31 protein-coding genes are annotated in these 20,821 nt (G+C 51.2%); 13 read left to right on the top strand and 18 right to left on the bottom strand.

From position 1 onward, the window contains the following. Positions 1–29: 29 nt before the first annotated feature. The 7 genes from E3E32_RS03800 to E3E32_RS03770 all read right to left on the bottom strand — a co-directional run bounded on the left by E3E32_RS03800 (position 30) and on the right by E3E32_RS03770 (position 3,128). Positions 30–1,013, bottom strand: coding sequence for a bifunctional oligoribonuclease/PAP phosphatase NrnA (locus E3E32_RS03800; RefSeq protein ID WP_167730278.1), 984 nt, complete (start codon positions 1,011–1,013; stop codon positions 30–32). Further along, entirely contained in the window at positions 991–1,323 is a 333-nt protein-coding gene (locus E3E32_RS03795; RefSeq protein ID WP_167730276.1) for a DUF3194 domain-containing protein, read from the bottom strand. The genes E3E32_RS03800 and E3E32_RS03795 overlap by 23 nt, the downstream gene beginning before the upstream one ends. Positions 1,324–1,352: 29 nt before the next feature. Next, positions 1,353–1,703 (bottom strand): prefoldin subunit beta, encoded by a 351-nt coding sequence (locus E3E32_RS03790; protein WP_012571408.1) that lies wholly within the window; start codon positions 1,701–1,703, stop codon positions 1,353–1,355. 63 nt (positions 1,704–1,766) lie between these two features. Further along, positions 1,767–2,045: a KEOPS complex subunit Pcc1 gene (gene pcc1, locus E3E32_RS03785; RefSeq protein WP_167730275.1), complete on the bottom strand. Its 279-nt coding sequence runs from the start codon at positions 2,043–2,045 to the stop codon at positions 1,767–1,769. Beyond that, the gene (locus tag E3E32_RS03780; protein WP_167730965.1) at positions 1,988–2,629 is read right to left on the bottom strand and encodes a ribosomal biogenesis protein; all 642 of its coding nucleotides are present in this window, start codon (positions 2,627–2,629) and stop codon (positions 1,988–1,990) included. The genes pcc1 and E3E32_RS03780 overlap by 58 nt, the downstream gene beginning before the upstream one ends. A 55-nt stretch (positions 2,630–2,684) precedes the next feature. Beyond that, the gene (locus E3E32_RS03775; RefSeq protein WP_167730273.1) at positions 2,685–2,834 is read right to left on the bottom strand and encodes a DNA-directed RNA polymerase subunit P; all 150 of its coding nucleotides are present in this window, start codon (positions 2,832–2,834) and stop codon (positions 2,685–2,687) included. Between the two features lie 33 nt (positions 2,835–2,867). Then, a complete protein-coding gene (locus E3E32_RS03770; RefSeq protein WP_167730964.1) occupies positions 2,868–3,128 on the bottom strand; it encodes a 50S ribosomal protein L37ae in 261 nt (86 codons plus the stop codon). A gap of 585 nt (positions 3,129–3,713) precedes the next feature. On the opposite strand from E3E32_RS03770, the gene E3E32_RS03765 reads away from it, so the two are divergent. The 7 genes from E3E32_RS03765 to E3E32_RS03735 all read left to right on the top strand — a co-directional run bounded on the left by E3E32_RS03765 (position 3,714) and on the right by E3E32_RS03735 (position 9,223). Next, positions 3,714–4,214, top strand: coding sequence for a hypothetical protein (locus E3E32_RS03765; protein WP_167730271.1), 501 nt, complete (start codon positions 3,714–3,716; stop codon positions 4,212–4,214). Between the two features lie 54 nt (positions 4,215–4,268). Beyond that, positions 4,269–4,532 carry a hypothetical protein gene (locus tag E3E32_RS03760; protein WP_167730963.1) on the top strand — a complete coding sequence of 88 codons (264 nt, stop codon included), beginning with the start codon at positions 4,269–4,271 and terminating at the stop codon, positions 4,530–4,532. Continuing rightward, positions 4,529–5,290: a 7-carboxy-7-deazaguanine synthase QueE gene (locus E3E32_RS03755; RefSeq protein WP_167730269.1), complete on the top strand. Its 762-nt coding sequence runs from the start codon at positions 4,529–4,531 to the stop codon at positions 5,288–5,290. The genes E3E32_RS03760 and E3E32_RS03755 overlap by 4 nt, the downstream gene beginning before the upstream one ends. A 9-nt stretch (positions 5,291–5,299) precedes the next feature. Further along, the gene (locus E3E32_RS03750; RefSeq protein WP_167730267.1) at positions 5,300–5,734 is read left to right on the top strand and encodes a hypothetical protein; all 435 of its coding nucleotides are present in this window, start codon (positions 5,300–5,302) and stop codon (positions 5,732–5,734) included. A 122-nt stretch (positions 5,735–5,856) separates the two neighbouring features. Beyond that, positions 5,857–6,888, top strand: a complete 1,032-nt coding sequence (locus E3E32_RS03745) for a hypothetical protein (RefSeq protein WP_167730265.1) — start codon at positions 5,857–5,859, stop codon at positions 6,886–6,888. Continuing rightward, a complete protein-coding gene (locus tag E3E32_RS03740) occupies positions 6,885–7,832 on the top strand; it encodes a hypothetical protein (RefSeq protein ID WP_167730263.1) in 948 nt (315 codons plus the stop codon). Before E3E32_RS03745 ends, E3E32_RS03740 begins: the two co-directional genes overlap by 4 nt. Positions 7,833–7,900: 68 nt before the next feature. Further along, positions 7,901–9,223 (top strand): RuvB-like helicase, encoded by a 1,323-nt coding sequence (locus E3E32_RS03735; RefSeq protein ID WP_167730261.1) that lies wholly within the window; start codon positions 7,901–7,903, stop codon positions 9,221–9,223. A gap of 4 nt (positions 9,224–9,227) precedes the next feature. On the opposite strand, the gene E3E32_RS03730 is transcribed toward E3E32_RS03735, so the two are convergent. Genes E3E32_RS03730 through E3E32_RS03715 form a run of 4 tightly spaced genes read right to left on the bottom strand, consistent with a single transcriptional unit; the run spans position 9,228 to position 11,630 of the window. Further along, complete coding sequence (locus tag E3E32_RS03730; RefSeq protein WP_167730962.1) at positions 9,228–10,232, bottom strand: PIN domain-containing protein; 1,005 nt, start codon at positions 10,230–10,232, stop codon at positions 9,228–9,230. Beyond that, positions 10,216–10,710, bottom strand: coding sequence for a hypothetical protein (locus E3E32_RS03725; RefSeq protein ID WP_167730259.1), 495 nt, complete (start codon positions 10,708–10,710; stop codon positions 10,216–10,218). Before E3E32_RS03725 ends, E3E32_RS03730 begins: the two co-directional genes overlap by 17 nt. Then, complete coding sequence (locus tag E3E32_RS03720; protein WP_240910560.1) at positions 10,707–11,159, bottom strand: hypothetical protein; 453 nt, start codon at positions 11,157–11,159, stop codon at positions 10,707–10,709. The genes E3E32_RS03725 and E3E32_RS03720 overlap by 4 nt, the downstream gene beginning before the upstream one ends. A gap of 9 nt (positions 11,160–11,168) precedes the next feature. Then, complete coding sequence (locus E3E32_RS03715; RefSeq protein WP_167730258.1) at positions 11,169–11,630, bottom strand: DUF2284 domain-containing protein; 462 nt, start codon at positions 11,628–11,630, stop codon at positions 11,169–11,171. Positions 11,631–11,785: 155 nt separating this feature from the next. Here E3E32_RS03715 and E3E32_RS03710 point away from each other — a divergent pair, with 155 nt between their 5' ends. Next, complete coding sequence (locus tag E3E32_RS03710; protein ID WP_167730256.1) at positions 11,786–12,265, top strand: YbhB/YbcL family Raf kinase inhibitor-like protein; 480 nt, start codon at positions 11,786–11,788, stop codon at positions 12,263–12,265. A 3-nt stretch (positions 12,266–12,268) separates the two neighbouring features. Here E3E32_RS03710 and E3E32_RS03705 read toward each other — a convergent pair whose 3' ends face one another. Further along, positions 12,269–12,520, bottom strand: coding sequence for a PQ-loop domain-containing transporter (locus tag E3E32_RS03705; protein ID WP_167730960.1), 252 nt, complete (start codon positions 12,518–12,520; stop codon positions 12,269–12,271). A 100-nt stretch (positions 12,521–12,620) separates the two neighbouring features. Then, positions 12,621–13,085, bottom strand: a complete 465-nt coding sequence (locus E3E32_RS03700) for a hypothetical protein (protein WP_167730959.1) — start codon at positions 13,083–13,085, stop codon at positions 12,621–12,623. A gap of 93 nt (positions 13,086–13,178) precedes the next feature. On the opposite strand from E3E32_RS03700, the gene E3E32_RS03695 reads away from it, so the two are divergent. Next, complete coding sequence (locus E3E32_RS03695) at positions 13,179–13,796, top strand: CGP-CTERM sorting domain-containing protein (protein WP_167730254.1); 618 nt, start codon at positions 13,179–13,181, stop codon at positions 13,794–13,796. Between the two features lie 62 nt (positions 13,797–13,858). Beyond that, positions 13,859–14,587: a cytochrome c biogenesis CcdA family protein gene (locus E3E32_RS03690; RefSeq protein ID WP_167730252.1), complete on the top strand. Its 729-nt coding sequence runs from the start codon at positions 13,859–13,861 to the stop codon at positions 14,585–14,587. Here E3E32_RS03690 and E3E32_RS03685 read toward each other — a convergent pair. The 4 genes from E3E32_RS03685 to E3E32_RS03670 form a co-directional block, all read right to left on the bottom strand. Next, positions 14,579–14,929 carry a thioredoxin family protein gene (locus E3E32_RS03685; RefSeq protein ID WP_167730250.1) on the bottom strand — a complete coding sequence of 117 codons (351 nt, stop codon included), beginning with the start codon at positions 14,927–14,929 and terminating at the stop codon, positions 14,579–14,581. The two genes, E3E32_RS03690 and E3E32_RS03685, sit on opposite strands and share 9 nt — an antisense overlap. Before the next feature lie 61 nt (positions 14,930–14,990). Continuing rightward, positions 14,991–15,563, bottom strand: coding sequence for a hypothetical protein (locus E3E32_RS03680; protein ID WP_167730249.1), 573 nt, complete (start codon positions 15,561–15,563; stop codon positions 14,991–14,993). 11 nt (positions 15,564–15,574) lie between these two features. Continuing rightward, positions 15,575–16,390, bottom strand: a complete 816-nt coding sequence (locus E3E32_RS03675) for a hypothetical protein (RefSeq protein WP_167730958.1) — start codon at positions 16,388–16,390, stop codon at positions 15,575–15,577. A gap of 71 nt (positions 16,391–16,461) precedes the next feature. Then, a complete protein-coding gene (locus tag E3E32_RS03670) occupies positions 16,462–16,848 on the bottom strand; it encodes a transcriptional regulator (protein ID WP_167730246.1) in 387 nt (128 codons plus the stop codon). 340 nt (positions 16,849–17,188) lie between these two features. On the opposite strand from E3E32_RS03670, the gene hcp reads away from it, so the two are divergent. Then, entirely contained in the window at positions 17,189–18,553 is a 1,365-nt protein-coding gene (gene hcp / locus E3E32_RS03665) for a hydroxylamine reductase (protein WP_240910559.1), read from the top strand. On the opposite strand, the gene E3E32_RS03660 is transcribed toward hcp, so the two are convergent. Continuing rightward, positions 18,550–19,029, bottom strand: a complete 480-nt coding sequence (locus E3E32_RS03660; protein WP_167730244.1) for a DUF1858 domain-containing protein — start codon at positions 19,027–19,029, stop codon at positions 18,550–18,552. The two genes, hcp and E3E32_RS03660, sit on opposite strands and share 4 nt — an antisense overlap. 135 nt (positions 19,030–19,164) lie before the next feature. On the opposite strand from E3E32_RS03660, the gene E3E32_RS03655 reads away from it, so the two are divergent. Then, complete coding sequence (locus E3E32_RS03655; protein ID WP_167730242.1) at positions 19,165–20,505, top strand: DUF438 domain-containing protein; 1,341 nt, start codon at positions 19,165–19,167, stop codon at positions 20,503–20,505. 1 nt (position 20,506) lies between these two features. After that, on the top strand, positions 20,507–20,818 hold the full coding sequence (locus E3E32_RS03650) for a cupin domain-containing protein (protein ID WP_167730240.1): 312 nt from the start codon (positions 20,507–20,509) through the stop codon (positions 20,816–20,818). The last annotated feature ends 3 nt before the right edge of the window (positions 20,819–20,821 follow it).

The following is a 20,821-nucleotide window of genomic DNA, read 5'->3' as shown; positions in this document are numbered from 1 at the left end:
AAAACACATCCAATAAGCACTAAATGGAGTTACCCTCTTTCCCTCAAAAACTTCTCAATCTCCTTCAAAATCAGCTTAATTCCCTCATCGAGGTTGGCTTTGCCGTTGGCTCCCGCGGCCCCGGCGTGACCGCCACCGGAACCCTCTATAATCGGACCGACTTTCTCCATGATCTTACCTAGGTGTAGGCCCTTCTTCACGAGGCTCTCCTTCGCTCTCGCAGAAATTCTAACGCCCTTCTTCTCGCTTCCAACTATTGCTATATCTGCCCCGAGCTGGATAAATGTCTTGCATGCTAGGGACTCGTAGGCCGAAACCTTGGAGACAGCGATTATATACTTCCGGAATTTCCTTATCTCCAGCCTCTGACAGGCCTTTAACACGGCCATCCTCTTGGCCTGGTCAATGTTCTCATCGCTAACCGGGGCAACAAGCTGGAATATCTCGCCCATCTGAATTGGGAACCTTTCCAGAATCTCGCTCACGGCTTTGAAGGTTTTAGCATTGGAATATCGGAACGTCGCGGTGTCGGTGACTATTCCCGCCAGGAGGGCCTTAGCTGAGGTCTCGTCATAAAAGCCGAGATATTTAAAAAGCTCCCAAACGATTTCAGCGGTCGAAGTTCTTGAGGAATCAACAATCATTATATCGGCCCTTATCGGATTCTCCTTCTCGGTGTGGTGGTCTATCACGATTATGAACTTGTCCTTGGGAATTTCAATAGGTTCGAGCTGCTCCATGGAGGATGTGTCGAATATCACCACGACGTCCTCACGAACCTGTGGATCCTTCTCGATAGGGACAGGAGAAAGAGTCAGAAGCCTTTTGGTGTATGAGGATATGCTTTGAGCAACACCGATTCTGACATCCTCTATTCCAGTGGATTTAAGGTAGAGGGCAAAGGCTATTGCCGAGCCGAGGGAGTCCGGGTCAGCGTTGTGGTGGCAGAGCAGGAGGAAGGACTTGTCCCTTGAGCTCTGCAGGAAGCGCTTAAGCTTGATTTTCCCTTTCATTGGCTATCTCCCTCAGCTTCCTCTCAACAACTTCGTAGGCCCTCTCGACGGCCTCGTCGATGAGCTTATCAACGTCCACCTTGACGAAGATTGGAACCTCTAGATAAACCTCAATCTCAAGGTCGAGGGTCTCCTCCCTGTTTATCCTCATCGTGACCTCGATGTCCTTGACCTCGCTCCTCGTGAGGTGGTCGAAGACGTAGTCTATTATCGTCTCCTGGGCCAGTTCGCCTATCTTGATGAGCTGCTCTTCGCTCAGCTCTGGGAGACCTATGTGGATAACCCTCTTTCCGCTGCTTCCCTTGTCCATCGCTACCACCCCAAAGGAAAGAGAAGAGATCAGCCGGCGGTCGGCCTTAGAGCAGTCTGTATCTTCTGGGTGAGCTCCTTGAGCTTTTCGTTGAGCTTCTTCTCCTGCCTCTCGAGGGCGTTGAGCCTAACTTCGAGGGTCTCGACTTTCTCCTTCAGCTCCTCGAGAGCCTTGGCCTTGTCGGTCTTAACGATGAGCGTCCCAACGGTCTTGTAGATGACGGTTCCCTCCTCAACCTTCTCGATTTCTTCCAGAGCCTTCTTTGCCTCGGTGAGCTCGAGCTGGACCTTTTGCTTCTGCTGGATGACGAGCTGGAGCTGCTGCTGGTAGCCCTCAAGCTGCCCCAACATAGCCTGAACCTGCGGCGGGATGTTCTGCATGACAAACACCTCCGTAATCGTAATGCCGGGTTAGAATAAGGGCGGGGCTTTAAATAGTTTAGGCTAAACTTCCAGAGAATCCATCGCGACCTTAATCCAGCGAAGGTATGAGTTGAGGGTTCCCCTCAAAGCCGAGTTGTCCCTCGCAAGAAAGTGGATAATGATTCTATTTCCCTCGAGGAGAAAATAGATTTTGCTCCTTCTATACGGCACGCTCTCGTGCTCGTAAAGGACACTCTCATAAACTATCTTAGCCGTCTCCTCGTCGGGAAAGGAGAGCTCTATCACTCCCTCGATTGGCCAGGTTTCCTCTTTATTCCTAGGGCCTCCTTGTAGTCCCATCTCCGGCCGTCCTCCATTATCCATATCTTGACGCTTATGAGCGGGCCAACTGCCCTCTCCTTCGTCACGTCGAGGCGATAGAAGTTGACCGCCATTCCGCGCGGATGCCTTTCAATGACACCAAGGACATCTGTGTTGTATTTGTCAGCTATACCGAGAAGGGAACGCTCCTTTCTGGGAATGAACTTCCCGCCAGTCAGCTCGGCGAAAGCCTGCGCAAAGGCGACGTGATCGAGGCCGACGCGTTTGGCGGTGGTGACGATGAAGGGCATCTCCTCGCGTATGGGCCTTATGTTCCTGAAGCCTATCTCGCGCTGGAGCTTTATGCCGTGGAGGTAGAGGTAGCCGAGATAGCCCCAGTCGTCGGGGTCGACCTTGATGAAGGTCATCTTTAGCGGGTTGCCCTTCCAGACGTTGACAATAAGGAGCCTCTCATAGTTCCTGTCGTAGGCCTCCATGAGAAGGTCCTGGATGGTCTTCTTACCCCTCGTCAGGTAGAGAGAGTTGGGGAACACCCTCTCCAGGTCGTGCCCGAAGCTCCTCGTTCTTCTGGTGGGTCTGTGTGAAGTCGTTATCAGCATCATGGCCCTCACTCAAAACTCGGTTGATTGGATAAAAGCCTTTCGAAATTTGAAAGAATCAGATTGCCTTTATGCGCCTGGCCACCCTGGGCCTGGGCTTGTAGAGTATCTTGCTGCCGCAGTAGGGGCAGCGAACCTCTCTGGTGTTCTCGAGGTCGAGCTCGACCTCCTTCCCGCATTTCGCACAGCGGTAAACGGCCATCACCATAGTTATCACCCTAAACTAAGCAAAGGAAAGAGGTCAGGCCTTGGAGGCCGTAACACGCTTGACGACCTTTCCAGCCGGGGTAACCGGCAGGTAGGCGCCGCCGGCAAAGGTGGCACCGCACTTCTGGCACTGCCATATGCCGGTGCTTATCCTTCTGACTGCCTTCCTCCCGCAGACCGGGCAGACGTGCTTCTGCTTCATCTTGGCCTCAACGGCCGCGACCCTTCTTCTGATCTTGAGACCGTACCTCGGACCGAACCTTCCGGCTGAACCGACCTTAGTAGTCCTTCCCATGAGCATCACCCCTAATTATCAGCAATTTTCACGACTGAAGGGTTTTTCCGGGGACATTTTATAAACCTTTGCATATACCTGGACACCGAGCGGACTTCTCCCTAATAAACCTTTCGCGTGGAACTTTGCCAAACAACGTTTCATCAGGAAGCTTTTGGAAAAAGCTTCATCAAAAGTTCGTGATTCCTTTCAATGTTGCGTCCGGTAAAACGTATTTCACAAGCAAAGAATGTAATTCAAGAGTTAAAAACTGTGTTGGGTTGTGCTCTTAAAATGGATCTGCTCTTTTTGAGGCGCCCGCAGGGTGCCAATGGAGTGAATCCCTGCAAATTACGCGGTTTTAAGAGGTTTTGAATTCAGAACAGGAATTTCGAGAGGAAATACACTTTTTTCATTGGACTTGGCAATTCAAGAATCACGAACCTTGATCAAACTTCGCGCAGGCGAAGTTTGTATCGAAAGGGGGCCTTTGGGAGTGTCGGCCCCCTGGGGGTCCCGAGGTCATCGCAACCCAATACTCCTCGGGCGTTCCAACTTTAGCATAAAGCCTTATAACACTTACACCAACCTCGGTTAGGTGAAAGTATGGGTGGAACGATCAGCAAGATAGTTCACTTTCGCGATGAGGAAGAGTTTCTCGACGACATGACGGAGATAATGGAGCGCTTTACCTATCTAGCGAGCAAGTACGGCCACAACCCGATAGAGGGCATTCTCCTCTGGGACTATATAGGAATTCAGGACGAGGAAGGCATTAAGATATTCCGCGTCGGCGAATTCCCCTACTTTGAGGGCACCCTGAGACTCGACCTTGAAACTCTGCGCGTCATGGAGCGCTACTTCGACGAGATGGAGAGCAAGTGGGACGAGCTCCGCGTGGAGGACATTGCCTACTTCGTGGAGATGCTGAACGAGGCTCTTGGTAGGAACATTGTCATCTACGAAGCCTACGATCTTGGCCTTGACAGGGACACGGCCTACGTAATCCTCAACCTTGTGAGCCTCCATTACCTCGAGAGCGTTCTTGACGGGAAGGACCGGGAAATATTCGAGGAAGCTGTTCAAATGCTCATGAAGTATATTTGATTCAATGATTACAGAATTATGTAATTATGCAATTGCAGAATAGAGGTGGTGGCTGTGCTCTTCAAAAAGAGGGGCGTCTTCACTGAAGAGGATGCGAGAAAGGTCATAGAGATAGCGAGCAGTGAGAATGTCAAGGAGATAATAGTCATGGCCGAAAGCGTAGCCGAGGAGGCCAAGAGGCGCCTCTGGGACTACGCGAGAGGAGTCCAGCTCATGGCTGACCTCACTGGCGAGGATAGGAGCGTGAGGATTGAGATACTCGAGGGTTACGTGAGCGATAAGGTGAAAGGAATAGACCTCAGTGAGGTGTCGGAATGAAACTCATAATGGCAGAGGTGTTCAACAGCTGGCAGGGGGAAGGAGGGAGCGTTGAGGGTTCTGCCTTTGGACGGAGGCAGATATTTGTCCGATTCGCAGGCTGTGACCTGAACTGCATTTGGTGTGACAGCAGGGAGTTCATAGATGCTTCCAAGGTATTGCGGTGGCGCTACGAGGTCGAGCCTTTCACCGGAAAATTCGAGTACAAACCTAACCCTGCGAGCTTGAATGAGGTAGTCGATGCCATCCTGCGGCTCGATACGGGGGATATACACTCGATAAGCTACACTGGCGGCGAGCCAGCGCTTCAGGTCCGGCCACTCAAGGCCCTCATGGAGAGGATGCACGAGCTCGGCTTTTCAAACTTCCTTGAGACCCACGGCGGCCTTCCAGAGCTGATTAAGGAAGTAGCTCATCTTACGGACTACGCCAGCGTCGACATAAAGGACGAGACCGCTAAAGCTACGGCCGACTGGAAAGCTCTCGTTCTCCGTGAGGTAGAGAGCATCAGAATCCTGAAGGAAGCCGGCGCAGAGACCTACGCCAAGCTCGTGGTGACAAAGGACACAAAGATAGAGAATGTCCGCTGGTACGCCTCTCTCCTGAAAGGCCTCGCACCACTTGTGATCCAGCCGAGGGAGCCGATTGACATCTCCCAGCTAAAACTGATGGAGTTCTACCGCGAGGCGGCTCTGATAATGGGTCGGGAGAACGTTGGGCTGAGCTTCCAGGTGCACAAGTATCTCAACGTCTTGTGAGGTGGGGGCATGAGAAAGGCCCTCGCGCTCGTGGGGCTTTCGGCAGTTTTTGTGCTCATCTCCATGTACACTCAGAACTCCAATCCGACAGCTTCCCAGGTAAGCGCTGTTCTATCGCTCCTAACCCTCATAGTCGGCTCAGTTTATATCAACCGCGACGAGAGGGGAGGTAAGATAGTCCCATGGGCAGGTTTGGCGCTGCCCATTCTCCTCTTCCTGAACTATGGGAACCCGCTCTACCTGCTCGCTGGTCTTTTCCTCGGAATAGGTTTCCTCTGGAAATCGGAGCTCTCCTTAATTTCGCTCGTTTTGGCAGGCTTTCTCCTCGGCTGGCTCGCCCTTCAGGAGGATGCATATCTCGTAAGAACCATCGGTACCTTCATCCTCGCAGCGAGCATAATCACAGGCGTTGCTTCACTGTACTTTGCCCTCAAACTTAGGTGAGTTTTTAAGTCCGCTCGCGAACTTCCACCGGCGATGATGACATTGGCCTTTAGGGTGAGTGATGCCCGGGATCGACGGCCTGAGCCAAAAACTTTTAACCTTTAACTTCCTCCCAATCTCTGGTGGTAATAATCGAGGTCCTCAAGTGCGAGCACTGCGGCGCCCCGCTCGAGACGACGCCGGAGGATATAATAGTCGTCTGCCCCTACTGCGGCTATCCGAACGCCTATGATGAAGTCTTCGCAGAGGATAACGTCTTCTTCGTGGAGAGCCTTCCAAAGAAGGAAATCCTGCGCCTATTCTGGGAGAGGATTGAGAAGGACAAAGACTTCCTCGGACTCCGGAGAAAGATAAAGATTGCGAAGGTTGAGGGAGTTTACGTTCCCCTCTGGTTCGGCAAGGTGGAGGGAAGAGGGTACGTCCGCTTCGTGGACTACGAAAGAAAGGGCAACAAAAAGAGGAAAGTCGTGAAGTACCACGAGTTCGAGGACGATTCAGTCGTCTGTATTCCTGCCAGGAGAAGCGTTTACGACATAGCCGTCGAGGCATTGGCAGAGAAATTCGAGCGCGGCGGATACATTACGTTCAAGGAGCTCAGAAACACACTCAAATATATGATGGAGGTCAGACCGATCAAAGAATTAACGCCCGAGAAGTGGGAGGGTCTTAAGCTGGAGTTCCTGAACACCGATTTTGGCAAGGAGCAGGCTAGAGCAGCGTTGCTTGACAGGGCATCTGACTTTGCAAAGGAAAGACACGTTCCCAAGGACAAGCCTCTGAAGGCTTTCACTTTTGGCGGTGATGTCGAAGAAGTTGCCCTTGTCTTCTACCCGCTCTGGAAGGTCTACTACGACTTAGAGGGTGGAACGTATTTCGTGGCCTATGACGGCGGCAAGGGGCGGGAAGTTATAGCGCTGGAGCCCGTCAGGATATGGCGTAAGGTGGCTTACTTGGCCACGGCCCTATTGGGGGTTGGAATTGCGGCTTTCTTCTCCATGTTCTACGGAAACTTAGCTTACTGGGACGTGGTTGCCCACGCCAGACAGGGTGCTCTGGGTATGCTGGTCCTTCCGGGTCTTGGGGCTTACTTTGGCTACGAGCTTGCGAGGGGGTACGGAAGGAAGATGGCGCGCGATGTGAGGGTTGAGAAATGAAGGTCAAATGTCCTAACTGCGGAGCGGAGTTTGAGAGTGAGGAAGCTGGAATAGTCACCTGCCCCTACTGCGGCTTCCAAATCAAGCTCGGTGAAGCTAAGACCTTCACCTACGACCTAAAGGTCGAAGACCCCTCGAGGCCTTTAAGCTCGTTCATCAGACTCCAGAGGCTCTCGCCCAATGACGTCGAGTGGAAGGCAAGAATCCTGGAGCGAGAACTGTTGTACATTCCCTTCTACGTCTTCTTTGTGAAAGCCGAAGGGCTTGCCCACAGCGGTGGACTCTCGACGGCCGATGGGCGAGTTGAGTTCTTTAACTACGTTACCGTTCCAGCCGCTGATGGCTTTGACGAGCTTATTAACTACCCGTTGCCGACGAGGGGCAGGCGCTACTTTGATAGAAAGGTGAGGGGAAGGCTTGTCGAGAAGACCCTTAATGAGGGGGATGCTGAAAAGAGGCTGAAGAGGGAGATACGCGAGCTGCTGAAGATGGAAGCCAAACGCTATTTCCACTGGAGAAGCGTGAGCATGGGCATGCCGACTTTCGAGCTCCAGTTTGATGGCCTCGTTTACTATCCCATCTGGAAGCTGAAGTACAAGTACGGCCCCTTCACCTATCGCGCGTATGTTGATGGCGCCGACGGCAGAATTCCCTATGCGGAGTTTCCCATCTCCTTCACGAAGAGAATTGTTAATGCCCTCCTCGGATTCGGTCTCCTCGCATCGGGCTTCTTCTTTGGGAGGTTCTTCATGCCCTATGGAGCCACTGCAGTTCTTGGCTCCATGGCAGCGGCGCTCTTCGGAGCGTGGCCGTCCTTAAAGCGAGCCTTCCGCTTCCACGGGAAGGCCAGCGAGCACAGGCTTTTGAGCGAAGTCGCTGAGGATTTCGCTCCGGAGGAAGAGGCTTTTGGTACGATAAGGCGCTTCCTGAAGGCCCACTTCTAAGCCGTCAAATTTTTAAATCCCCACTATTTTAGTAACCGACGGGAAGATTAATTAGAGGAGGTGAAAGCATGCCGGTCATCGAGGAGGTCGCGAAGGTTTCCTTCGAGAGGGTCGGCATGCACTCCCATATAAGGGGCCTTGGCCTCGACGAGAACGGAAAGGCGAAGTTCATGGCCGACGGTATGGTGGGGCAGGTTAAAGCGAGAGAAGCTGCTGGAATTGCCGTCGAGCTCATCAAGCGCGGAAAGCTAGCCGGGAAGGGAATCCTCCTCGTTGGTCCGACCGGAAGCGGTAAGACGGCAATAGCCATGGGAATAGCGAGGGAGCTCGGCGAGGATGTCCCCTTCGTCCAGATGGCCGGAAGCGAGATTTACTCCGCCGAGGTCAAGAAGACCGAGTTCCTCAAGCAGGCCCTGAGGAGGGCCATAGGCGTTAGAATCAGCGAGGAAAGGAAGGTTTACGAGGGTGAAGTCAAGGAGATTGAAGTCAGAAAGACGAGGCATCCGTTCAACCCGTACGTGGAGATTCCCGAGAGCGTGATAATAACGCTCCGCACGAAGGACGACGAGAAGACTATAAGGGCCGGCAGGGAGATAGCCTACCAGCTCATGGATCTGGGCGTTGAAGAGGGCGACGTCATACAGATAGACGCCGAGACCGGCAGGATTTCAAAGCTCGGAACGGTTAAAGAGGAGGAAGGCATCTTCTTCAAGAGGAGGGTCAACCTGCCGAGCGGCCCGGTGCTCAAGATAAAGGAGTTCACCTACACCGTCACACTCCACGACCTCGATGTTGCGAACGCGAGGGGAAACATTTTCGGACTGCTCTTTAGCTCTGGGGCAGAGATAAGCGACGAGATAAGGGAGAAGGTCGACGAGATGGTCAAAAAGTGGATTGAGGACGGCAAGGCGACGCTTGTCCCGGGAGTGCTCTTCATCGATGAGGTTCACATGCTCGACATTGAGGCCTTCTCGTTCTTGGCTAGGGCTATGGAGAGCGAGCTGGCACCGATACTGATACTGGCCACCAACCGCGGAAGGACGAAGATTAGAGGAACGGACCTCGAGGCCCCGCACGGCATACCGATAGACATGCTCGACAGGCTGCTTATAATCAACACCGAGCCCTACAAGAGGAACGAAATCCGCGAGATAGTCAAGATTCGTGCGAGGGAAGAGAAGATTGACATAAGCGAGGAGGCGATAGAGTACCTAGCAGAGCTTGGCGAGAAGACCAGCCTGCGCTATGCCGTTCAACTGCTCGCTCCCTCCAGCGTCTTAGCGAGGGGTGGAAGGGTGGAGAGGGAACACGTAGAAAAAGCTAAAGAGTACTTCGCCGACCTCAGAAGGAGCATAGAGTTCGTCGAGAAGCTGGAAGGAATGCTCCAGTGATTCCTTATCTTCTCTTCTCCCCCATTATCTCTATGAGCCTCCTGCACAGCTTGAGGTGGAACATGAACTCGTGGTAAGTTCTGTTCTGCTCCGGGAAGATTACCTTCAGCTCGTTGAGCCCCCGCTTGCCGCCAAACTCACCAAAGATTGTAACCCCGTTTACCTCGACGACGCCAAAAACAGCGGCGAGGTTGAAGATGAGTGTCCTCAGCTGGTAGGCAGAGACCTCGTGCCTCCCGAGCGCTGCCGTCGGGTATTCGAAGAGGAAGTACTCCAGCCCTTCTATCTTGGCCACATCCGTTATCGCTATGTCCGCCGTCAGGAAGACGAGGAGGGTCGGTGTCATCTCGTCGTAGCGCTTGAGGGACTTGATAATGATCTCGTCGTTGTTGTGGGCGAGCTCATTGACGCTTTCTGCTATGATTATCCTGTCTTTCAGCCTCTCAAACTCTTTTAGGGCAATGTATGCAGCCTTTCGAGACTTCTTGACGCGCCGGTTGCTGAACTCTTTGAGCAGGTGGGCGTTCTTGACTGCTTTCCTCATCTCGCTCAGCTGACCGTGGCGGTATTTGTAGTTCATTGAGTTCTCTATCTCCTTCTGCACACCCTCTGCGACGACTATCTGGTAGCCGTCGAGCGGCCGGAAGCCCGAGATAAAGCGGTGGTAGAAGAGATTAGTGTCGGGAGCGAAGGCAACCCCTTTGCGGAGGTACTTGTAAAGCTCGAGGCTCTTCATGAACTCGTTTATGTTGTCATAGCGCAGGATTCCAGCCGAGATGAATGCCTCGTAGAAGTCGCTGTATGTCGGCAGTTCGTAGGAGAGGTGCTCGGGAACGGCATCGTTGAACTCATGGCGGTCGACCAAAACGTCCAGTTCGTATCCTTTCTCGCTTGGTTCTGCCCTGAATAGGGGAAGTTCGTAGAGGGGGTAGCTTACCACTATCTCTGGCAAGATATTGATGAGCACCTGAAGCTCAGGCTTCTCGATTATTTCATAGCTCGACGACATTCCCATCACCGAGGAAGTTCTTGAGGCGCTGCATGTGCTTCGGGATCATCATGTAGGGCCTGTCCGGAAAATCCATATCCAGCAGGGCCATGTAAATTATCCTGTCGACCGGAAAGTCCCTTATCTGAACCACCGCTGCCGTTGCGAGGGCCTTCCTTCCCGAGGTTATGTCGAGCCCGATAGTGTATCCCTCCTCCTCAAGCCTCTGAAAGAGCTCCTTGAACTTCTTATCCGCCTCGAGAAAGCTGTTGTTGGGTATCACGACGGTCTCTATCTCAGGGTTGAAGTTGTAGGCCTGCGAGATAGTCTTTATGGCCTCCACCACTTTGGGCAGCTTTTTTCGGTAGACTTCCTCCGTGAAGATGAAGACCTTTCTCGGCTTCCTGTTCCTTGAAACGACGGCATAGTAGGTGTTTACGAGCGCCCATTCCGAGCGACCGAGCAAAGTTACGTAGGCTATCTTTCTCGGATTTATCATGCAAAATTCCCCCATGCGAAGGCGATTACTCCGTAGACGAACGCCATCAGGAATGGTCTAAGGGTTATCTTCCCCTCAACGGCTTTATGGGCGAGAGTGAATGGCACAAGCGGGAGGATGAAATACTCTACGCCGTAGGTTTCTATCCCGAGGCCTCCGAGGATAAAGAGAATGAGCAGAGCTGCGAAAACACCCGCTGGGAGTGTCAGTACTGTAAGGAGAACCAAATCCGCGGTCTTATCTTTCTCTTTTATGCCCGGGATCGCGACAATCCAGAGGAGGAAAACCAGAACGAGGAAGTGGAGCAGGAGTTCCCCGAATGTGACATCTATCAGCGGCTCGCCCTTGGCGGGCAGGTAGTAGAACCAGGCCGCTCCAAAGGAATAAACAAGGGACATCAGGATAGACACTCCCCACTTCATTCGAGGGAAGCCTTTCTCATTCTCCATGCTTCCACCTCACTCAACTAACAGCATCCCGTACAAAACGCTTTCGGAGAAGTCTATCTCCACGAGCCTGCTGATCTCTATGCCGATAGCATCTACCGACGGTCTCACTTTCGTTGGCACCCTGCAGGGCTCTCCCCTCTCAAAGGGGCAGTCGTCACAGAGGTTGCAGCTGCCCGGGAAGAGTGCCATTGCGTACATCTTGCCCTCCTTGAAGAGCTCTTCTTCGCGCTTGAGAAGGTAGAGAAGGGCTTTCCTTTTTTCAGCCTCAAAGTTGTTGTAATCAATCTCAAACTTGATGATGAGCGCCTGTCTGAAGGAGCTAACCCAGTCCTTAGCTTCCCTCCAATCCGGAACATGGGGCGGACAGCTTGGCCTTTTGCCATACATTGGACATGCCCTACATTTCCAGACAGGCCTAGGCGAGACGACTATTCCATCAATGCTCAATTCTTTCTCCCACAGCACCCTCATGGTTCATCATTGAACTTGAGGAATCCACCATTAAAATCTTTGCTAAGAAACGTTTTTACGGATGAGAACGTATATCTTTCCATAGAAGTAGGTAGCTTGCTGGTGACCCTCACGGTGCTCGCGGTGAGTGCCTGTCTTCGAAAGGAGGTGCAGATATGTCGTTTGAGAAGACTTTTGAGATAGGATCCATATTCCATGACGGGAAATTCATTCCCGTTGAGTTTACTTGCGATGGGGAGAACCTGAACCCGCCGATTTTTATCGGTTATATAGACCCGAAAGCCGAAAGTGTAGCTATAATAGTTGATGATCCAGATGCTCCGGATGGAACTTTTACTCACTGGGTAGCTTGGAACATTCCGCCACTTGGGGAGATACCGAGGGGAATCCCGTCACGGGGAAATGTTGAGCAGCCGATTCACGTGATGCAAGGTATGAACGACTTTGGGAAAATAGGTTATGGTGGCCCATGCCCACCGAAGGGGCATGGTATTCACCATTATCACTTTAAGGTCTATATCCTTGACAGAAAGCTGAATCTCAACCCCGGAGTGAGCAGGAAAGAATTGGAAAAATCCATGGACGGACATGTTATCCAGTGTGGGGAACTTGTTGGACTCTACGAGAGAAAATAAAGGTCACGGGTAGAGCAGTTTCACCGCGAGGTTTATGGCACTCTGAAGTGCAGACAGGAAGTTCAAGGTGAAGAATATCCAGTCCCCTATTATGTAAGAGTATATTGTCAGCAGTGTTGCCGCTACGACGTAGATTATGATAAACTTCAGGTTCAACGGACAGTGCTTTTTCTTCACGGTCTCGATGGTTTGAGGCAACCACGAGCTGACCAGCAGTAGCATTCCTAGGAGTCCTATTATCTCTCCACCGTTCATTTTTCTCACCCGAACGGGAAACGGGTGAGCCTAAAAAAGCCTTGTGGATGTATACATGTTAAAACCCGGGAATAGAATGTCCGAAATAGGCAAGTCTAAGCTAAAGCTGGCTCGCGAGCCGAGACATTGCCCATGTTTTAACGTCTTCATCAAGGATACTGTTGATAATTTCCATTGCATCGGAGATCTTACCTGCTTTGGCAAGGGTTAGCGCAACTTCAGCCTGTATCTTCGAGCGGTTTGAAAGGTCAGTTATGTAGTTGGCTATTTTCATGGCCTCCTCGGGTTTGTCAAGGTTCAGAAACTCAAAGGCGAGACTCATTAAAGCCTTGGTGCTTTCGTCATGGTTGTCTATATCGAGGGCAGATTTTATGGCCCTTTCCAGGACTTCCCTATAATCGGCCCCCCTCTTTGCCAGCACGACGGCAATGCGTGAGAGGGCCTTCGCTCTGATGCCTTTGTCGGGTATATCTTCCGTCATCTTGACGGCTTCTTCGAAGTTTCCGGAATCAACAAGCTTGAGGACCGCCTCATAGAGCGCCCGAGAGCGATACCACTCCTGCATGATTATCCCCACAATTTTTGGGCTTTGGAAGATTTAAGCTTTCCGCGGCCAAGGTTTATAACCTTCCGCGAGAATTATCTGACAGGTGAGAAAATGAAGAGGACTGCTTTACTGTTGCTTTTCCTCCTGACAGTTTCGCTGCTCTCCTACGCAGTGGCCGAAACCCAGATAGATTCAAACAAAGTTCACTTTTACATGTATGGCATGAGCACCTGCCCGCACTGCCAGAACATGAAAAAGCTCATCCCAGAAATCTATGGCCCCGAAAGTCTGACCTATTACGAACTCGTGAACAATGAGGAGAACCAGAAGCTCTTCGGCGAGCAGTACAAATACACTGGCATTATGGGAGTTCCTGCGATAGCAATAACCTACAACGGAACTCTTTACGCTATAATCGAGGGAGAGTTTAACGTCTCGGCGACGCCCAAGATAATAGAGGCTGCCATGGAGAACAACGGGCTTATCCTCTTTGTTGCCGGCCAGGCTTACATCATTAAGAACGAGACAATCATACAGAAGCTCCAGACTATATATGTTGAGCACAGGCTTCCCGAGGCCGATACAACTGAGACTTCAGAGATTACAACCTCCACGCCGTCTGGAGATGAAACCACAAGCACAAGCGAAAACAACGACAAAGTGTGCGGTCCGGGAATAATGGCCGTTCTCGTGATAGTTCCCATTGTTCTCCTGAGAAGAAGGTACTGACCTTTTGTTCTCAACTTTTAGTTTTAGAAATCCACAAAAAGTTATGGGATGGAGTGACTACCATGAGGAGTGAAGTAAAAGCGCTGGCTATCATCCTACTAACTTCCTTTGGGATAAGCTCCTTAGCACTCTGGGCACTCGGTTTAACTCACTTCATCCCCCAGTTCTTCACGCTCGCGATGAGCGACTCCATAAATCCCTGCACCTTCGTGATATACACTATGCTTCTCATAGCACTCTCTGTTAGAGAGATTTCGAGGAGAAGGCTCTATATTATTGGGGCATCATTCATAACAGCCGTTTACATCTCATATTATCTCCTGGGCGTTGGCCTTTTATACTTCGCTGGTCGCCTGCCTCTCTGGGTTGCCGGTGTTGCAGCCATAATCTTTGGCCTCTACACTATCGTCACTGGGTTAATGGAGAAGTCTAGGGTTTTTGGCAAGAGCGGCCTCAGGAAGAAGATATTCAGCAGCGACGCGACACTCTTAGGAGCTTTTACCCTCGGTGTTATAGTGTCGACGACTCTCCTCCCTTGCTCTGCCGGGAGCTATCTCGTCTATGCGATAATAATCTCAAAGAGCGGAAAAACGCTCGCTTTTCTCCTGCTTGCGCTCTACAACCTCGTCTTCGTGCTCCCGCTGGTGGTCATACTGCTGGCGATGGGAAGCGTCACAGAAAGTAAGCACTTCTCCCAGGCGATGGTGAGGCACAGCAGGGAGCTGTCCGTGATAGCAGGGATACTGCTTATAGCTATAGGGATATGGGTTCTCACGGGGGCCTCACTGTAGGCCTAGCAGCATCCTTACTTTTCTCTCGAACTCCCCAAAGTTCGGCACGCCTATAAACTCCACTCTGTTGTTTATCAGTATGGTGGGAGTTCCTAGGATGTTGTGCTCCATAGCCTTTCTCTGTCCTTCTGGCGTTGCAACACTCAGCTCTCTTGCAACGACGCCGTTATACTTCCTCTCGAGCTCCCTTGCCATCTGGACTGCTATTGGACAGTAGGGACAGCCTGGGGCGGTAATAACCTCAATGACGACCTTCGGTCCCTTTGGCTTGACCTCTATCATTCCAGTCCTCTTCATCAGCTCGAGCATCTTTTTTCTCCTAATCATCTCCAGCTCGTCCATAACTCACCCCCCAATAAAGATGTAGAAAAGGGGGCTTAAAAAGAAATTCTTGAAAAAAGCTTCAATCAACGGCGTTGAGGTGAATGAGGAGCAGTATAGCGAATATTATCGCCAGTGCAATGTGAACCTTCTTCCAGTTCCCCAGTATCTTGACGAACTTCTTGGCCATGGTACTGTCGTGTTTCTTTGCAGCTATTGTTACTTTTCCGTGAATATAGCGTCCAACAAAGCCGCTGACGTTCAGCAGAACAAGTGTTATGGCCATGCTGAGACCGGTTATTCCAGCGAGACCTGAGTAATTATCGCACGAGAAGAAGTGAACGAACACCAAAAGAGTACCTGTTATCGTGAGGGCATGGTGTATGGTGAGGGGATAAATCGGCCCAAACACCGTCACGTAAGGCTGCTCAGGCTTTATCTCGAAGCCCCACTCGCTCGCTTTCTTGTGAATTATCAGAAGTTTCCGCTTGGTTAGGGAGTAATAAACTACTCCAGTAGCAATCATCGCCACACCGACTACGGCGAAGGCGGTGTAGCCAGCCTCGTATTCGTCTTCTTCCCCTTCGTACTCGTCGGCAAGAACGAGTGGAGCCAAAAGGAGAATTAAAAGAACCAAAGCGAGGGCCCGCTTCATCAGGATTCACCTCAGAAAGCTCCGCTTCCTAACCCACATATCTTCGCGAAGGGACAGACGGCACAGTCCTCTGTGTATGGCTTGAGGTAGGGCTCACCCTTCACGGCCTTCGTTATCTCCTTGGCTTTTTCCATGGCCTCGTCCTCTCCTTCAAGAACGAGCGTTACGCTGCCCTCGGCTCCACCGGCGCCTCCGGCAGCGATTGGTATTGCCTCAACGTCGGCAAGTATTCTGTATGCCTCAACTTCCGTCACCGGGTGAGCATGGGGGATTGGAACGAGAGCCGCGTAGAGGCCTGTACCCCAGTCGAAGGAATATATGCCAGTGAGCTTGGCGCTCTCTTCGACTGGAGTGGGTACGAACTTCTCCAGGCTTATGGGCGTTATCGTAAAGACTCCTTTGGTTATCGTCCAGCCGAAAGTCTTACCTATGGTTCCTCCGTCTGGGGCGGCGGCAAAGACGGCCACATTCCAGTTTACGTCTATCGCATTTCCGCCCTTGATGAAGACGTCCTTTGGTCCCATCTCTTTCAGGGCTTCTATCGGCTCGCCCTCAAAGGGCTTCCCCTTGTAGAGGACGAGATGCTTCGGCCAGGTATCCTTGGGGGTAACGCACGTTCTGCCTTTGCTTATTATCCCAACGGTCCACTTCTCCTTTTCGATTTTCTCCCCGAGGAGTTCCTCGGCTATATAAGCTGCGGTTGTTCCGGTCGCGATGTAGACAAAGCCGTGCTTAAGGGCGTGCTGGACTTCTTCCATGGCCACTACCGCTTTGGCTATCAACCTTTTGCTCTCGGGTGGAGTGAGGGTTACAAGTGCCCTTTTCATGAGAATCACCCAGTTAAGATACACGTCGAAACATATTAAATGTTGTGTTAGTCTCGGCTGTAAACTTTCGGCTAACCGAACAGCTCCAGGCAGACCCTGCACTGGGCAGAGCTCAACTCGGAGTCAATTTGGGAGTGGAAAGAACAGACGTAACCTTTGCTCAGCATCTCCAGCGAGATTTGAACTAGCCTTGAGTGGATTTCGTACTCGGTAGGCCTCTTCCGAATTATCTCCTCGGCGAGATTTTTGAGGTCCTCATCTATGTCCTGGAACTGGACGACGTCTATTAAACCTCCCCTGTCCATCCGTAGATAGCGAGAAACTGCGGACTGGGTAATGTGCAAAAGCTCCGCTATCTGTGTCTGCTTAAGTCCCTTCTCCCTAAGTATCTCTACAAGTCTGCGCCTCAGTGAGGGATAAACATAGCGTGAAGCAACTTCGAAAGCATTCGTTTTCATGGATCCCTATATGACGTATGGAATATTTAAGATTTTTGGTCGAATTTTGGTCAATCCTCTGGTTGGATTAAACGAACATTTTCTTTGTCATAACTTGTGATTCTTTGGAAGTTACAATATAATGACAAATGTCATATATGCTCTGAGATAGGGGAGAAGTTGGAAACATTTAATTCATAAAATAGAACATAATGTAACAACTAGTACAATATATATTTCAAATATTTTCTTTCTAGCTATGCAAATATTGGCTTTTAGGTTAAGAAACCACAAACTTTTTATGAAGGTATCTTCATTTATAATTCGAAGCATATGACAAGTGTCATAGGAGGGGATTGTGATGAAGTTGTCTGGAGGTGTTGGGATGCTCTGCAACCAGTGTTCGATGAGTCTGAGTGGTGGTTGTACCGTTAGAGGCGTGTGCGGGAAAGATCCGGACTTAAACTCCCTTCAGGAAGCGTTGCTCTATGGAATAAAGGGCACCGCCGCCTACTACTACCACGCGCTCGAGGTTGGCTATGACAATCCAGAGATTGGCCATTTCCTTGCCGAGGCACTATACTCTACCCTGACGAACGTCAATTTCGACAAAAACCGCTTCCTTGGACTCATCCTTGAGAATGGAAGGATTCACCTAGAGGCCATGAAGCTCCTAGACAGAGCCTATGTGGAGACCTTCGGCAGGCCGGAGCCGGTGGAGGTCCCCGCTGGAACTGCTGAGGGACATGGTATATTAGTCACCGGCCACAGCTACAAGGCACTCTACGAGCTCCTGAGGCAGATAAAGGAGATGGGGCTGGAAGATGAAATTAAGGTGTACACCCACGCCGAAATGTTTCCCGCTCATGCATATCCAGAGCTGAGGAAGTTCAAGTCTCTCTACGGCAACTGGGGTGGCTCGTGGCTCTATCAGAGGAAGGAGTTCGCGGAGTTTCCGGGGGTCATACTGGGCACGAGCAACTGTGTGCAGCAGCCGACAAAGGCCTACGCGGACAGAATATTCACAGTTGGAATAGCCGGCCTTGAGGGAGTTCCTCACATCGAGGACTACAACTTCGAGCCGCTTATCAAGCGCGCCCTTGAAACGCCGAAGATGGAGAAAATAGATGGAGGAAAGCTCCTCACGGGCTTCCACCACACCAACGTGCTGGCGATGAAGGACAAGCTGATAGAGCTGATCCAGGAGGGCAGGATAAGGCACATATTCGTGGTTGGCGGCTGTGACACGCCACACAAGGGCATGGGGTACTACGAGAGGCTCACCGAGCTGATTCCGGAAGATGCCATAATACTCTCCGCCGCCTGCGGCAAGTTCCGCTACAACGCAAGGAACTACGGCACCATCGACGGAATCCCGCGCTTCCTCGACTTCGGCCAGTGCAACAACGTCTACTCCATAATCGAGATAGCCGTGGCCCTGGCGAGCGAGCTTGGAACGGACGTGAACTCGCTCCCGGTCAGCATAGTTCTCAGCTGGATGGAGCAGAAGGCGATAGCCATCCTCTACTCCTTGCTCTACCTCGGAATAAAGGGTATCTACATCGGTCCAAAACCGCCGGAGTTCCTTACCCCGGCTGTCTTCGAAATCCTGAGGAAGCAGTTTGACCTTAGGCTTATCGGAGACCCAGAAAAGGATCTAAAGGATATGCTCAACAGAGGGATAAAGATTGAAGAAGGGGCGGCTCTGGTAGAAGAGCTCGATTAATCTCTCTTCTCCAGTTTTTTAAGTTCTTCCATCATCTCCTCGAACTTCTCGTCGCTCATACCGAGAAGCTTTTTGGCTTGCCTAAGGGTCACCGTCCGGGCTAAGGTTTTCCTCATTACCGGGTTCTGGAGCGGAGAGAAGCCATACTTGACGAGTATCTCAAGGGATTGAGGATATGCCTTGAGGAGCTTGGCCACGTTGGTGTCTTCTGTTATCTCATCCAAGTTATCGTCGCACTCTTTAACTTCCATCTTAAGCTCCTTTGAGCTTTCGGTCTTCGTAACTTTGAGGACGAAGAAACCGCCGACTTCTCCAACTTCAATGTTGTATCCTGCCTCCTCTAACTTGGGAATCAGGTCAACAAAGGGCCTGTCACCTATCACCTCAAGGGTATCACCAACCTTGAGCTTCCCGAGACTCTCGAGGATCATAACCGCTGGTTGGGGTGGTTTCAAACCCCTAACATCGAGCATCATTTTCGCTCACCTTTCGAATGTATGACACTCGACATATAAGCTTTGCTGGTCAGAGTTGTTCAGTTTTCTATGCTCAAATATGTCCAGAAATACTTATAAGCGCCACCTATGACATCTGTCATGAGGGTGATAAAGATGACTGAGTTACTGAACAACCGTGAATATAAAAAAGAGCAGCTTAAAAAGCTCCTCCTGAGGATTCATGAGGGCGAGGACGTAAACAAGCTAAAGGAGGAGTTCAGGGCTGTTCTGAGTGGCATTTCACCCCTCGAGATCCCAATCATAGAGCAGGAGCTGGTGAAGGAAGGCATCTCTGCCAAAGACATCGCCAAGATGTGCGACCTGCACGTTGAGCTCTTCAGAGAAGCCGTTGCCGGAACAGAGGAACTCGAGGAGAAGGATCTGCCTGACGGACACCCCCTCAAAACTCTCTACCTTGAGAACAAGGAAATAATGAAGGACGCCGAGATGCTCAATCTCTACGCATCAACGTTAGCGAACACCAAGGACGAGCGCATGAGGAAAGAAATCCTCGGCGTTCTGGAGGAGATAGTGGACAACCTCAAGAAGGTCGGTTTCACGCACTACAATCGCGAGGAGATGCTTACGTTTCCGTACATCGAGAGGAGGGGTCTAACTGCAATAGCCACCGTCCTCTGGACAAAGCACGACGAGATAAGGTTCATGATTAAGCGCCTTGCTGAGCTTCTAGCGAGAAGAGAAGAGATGTCTTGGGAGGAATTTGTGGAGAAGTTCAAGGCCAAGGCGAGTGAGACCGCATTCGCCCTTAGTGACATGGTCTTCAGGGAGAACAACATTTACTATCCGACCCTCAAAGCCCTCCTCACGGAGGGAGAGTGGAAGGCCATCCGCCAGCAGGAAGACGAGATTGGCTACTACAAGGTGAACCCTCCCATGTGGGATCCCGGTGAGAATGTAAAGCCGCTTCACCCATGGGAGATTGATCCCGAGCTGAGCGTTGAACAGCTCCTTGAGCTTCCAAAGGAGGTTCAACAGGCCCTGAAGGGCCAACCCCTGGAGTTTGACAAAGCTGAGCTCAAACGTGAGGGCGACATAGACCTTGGAACTGGCTACGTTAACGTCGAGGAACTCAAGGCAATATTCGAGGCCCTTCCGGTTGATGTGACCTTCATAGACAAGGACGACCGCGTGAGGTTCTTCTCACCGGGCGAGAGAATATTCGTTAGGACTCCTTCCGTGCTCGGAAGACCTGTCCAGCTCTGCCATCCGCCCAAGAGCGTCCACATCGTGAACAAAATCCTCAAGGCCTTCAAAGAGGGCAGGAAGAAAGAGGCCACCTTCTGGATACGAATGGGGCCGAAGTATGTTTACATCAAATACGTGCCGCTGTTCGATGAGAACGGCAACTACCTCGGGACGCTGGAGATGACTATGGACATAGCAGAGTATAAAAAGATTGATGGCGAGAAAAGACTGCTTGACTGGAGGGATTGAAATGATTGTTGTCAATGTTGAAAATGCTGAGATGATGGAGAACCCACATGGTGTCGATGTCAGAAAGCTAGTAGCGATGGAGAAGGCTCAGATATTCCACGTCACACTGAAGCCAGGTGAGGCTCTCAAAAGGCATGCAACGCCCGTGGATGCCTTTATCTACGTCGTCAAAGGAAAGGGCATTGTGGAAGTTGGCGACGAGAGGGCGGAGGTTAAGAAAGGAAGCCTTGTATACCTGCCGAAGGACGTTCCCCACACGGTTTCTAACTCTGGGAGCCTAGAGATGGCGTTCCTTGTTATTAAGGTGGTGTGAATG

Origin of the sequence: Thermococcus sp. GR6 (genome assembly GCF_012027415.1) — an archaeon.
GTDB classification, from domain to species: domain Archaea; phylum Methanobacteriota_B; class Thermococci; order Thermococcales; family Thermococcaceae; genus Thermococcus; species Thermococcus onnurineus.
This window is presented reverse-complemented; position numbering and strand designations above follow the sequence as displayed.